The 1215-nt window shown below is 71.9% G+C and carries 1 protein-coding gene; it reads left to right on the forward strand.

The genetic code is table 11. From position 1 onward, the window contains the following. On the forward strand, positions 1-1124 hold a 1124-nt coding region (gene dnaG, locus HGG74_RS20820; RefSeq protein ID WP_168489444.1), incomplete at its 5' end, for a DNA primase. Positions 1125-1215: the final 91 nt, after the last annotated feature.

Genomic DNA, 1215 nt, shown 5'->3' on the forward strand with positions numbered 1-1215 from the left:
AGCTGGTGGTGGTCGAAGGCTACACGGACGTGATGGCCTGCCACCTGTCCGGGGTCACGACGGCGGTGGCCACCTGCGGGACCGCCTTCGGCGCCGACCACATCAAGGTTGCCCGGCGCCTGCTCTCCGACGACGGCACCGGCGGCGAGGTGGTCTTTACCTTCGACGGCGACGAGGCCGGCCAGAAGGCGGCGCTGCGCGCCTTCGAGGAGGACCAGCGCTTCATCGCCCAGACCTTCGTGGCGGTCGAGCCTACCGGGGCGGACCCCTGCGACCTGCGCATGAGCCGCGGGCCGGAGGCGGTGCGGGGGCTGATCGCCGCCCGCCGCCCGCTGTTCGAATTCGCGATCAAGGCCACGCTGAAGAAGTTCGACCTGAACACCGTGGAGGGCCGGGTGAGCGCTCTGCGGGCCAGCGCTCCGGTGGTGGCCCGGATCCGGGATGCCGCCATGCGGCCGGCCTACGCCCGCGAGCTGGCCGGCTGGCTGGGCATGGACGTGGACGAGGTCCTGCGCGCCGTGCTGGCCGCGGGCAAGCGGGAGGCGGGCCGGAGCCGCGGCGAGGCAGCAGGGGAGGACCGCCGCGGCAGCGGCCGCGGCAGCACGGAACAGCACGGCGCCGGGGAAGTGCCGGCGGTCCCCGCCCCGGCGTTCACCCGGCCGGACCTGCGGGACCCGGCGGTGCGGATGGAACGGCAGGCCCTCGAAGTCGCCTTGCAGCAGCCGGCGCTGCTGGACGCCGACCAGTGGCAGCGCTTCGCCGCGGCTCGGTTCAGTGCACCGGCCCACGCGGCCGTGCACGCGGCGATCGGCGCCGCCGGACTGTCCGGGGCCACGGCCTCGCAGTGGGTGGAGCGGGTGCGCCAGGAGGTCCCGGAGGAACTGCGCTCCTTCGTCTCCGAGCTGGCGGTGACCCCGCTGCCGGCGCGCGACGGCGATGCGCTGCACCTGTACTGCCGGGGCATCATGAACCGGATGTTCGACCTGCAGATTACCGAGCTCAAGGCCGAGAAAATGGGCCGGCTCCAGCGCATGGACCCGGCAGCGGACCCGGAGGCCTTCGCGCAGATCAACCGCGAGCTGATGGAACTGGAAATGCAGCGGCGCGCGCTGCGCGGGGACTAAGCCCGATTTCCGTTTCCGGGCGGCCGTTGTGTAGAGTTTTATCCGTTGCTTTCCCCCGTAGCTCAATTGGCAGAGCATTCGACTGTTAATC

Source organism: Arthrobacter mobilis, assembly GCF_012395835.1.
Classification (GTDB): Bacteria; Actinomycetota; Actinomycetes; order Actinomycetales; family Micrococcaceae; genus Crystallibacter; species Crystallibacter mobilis.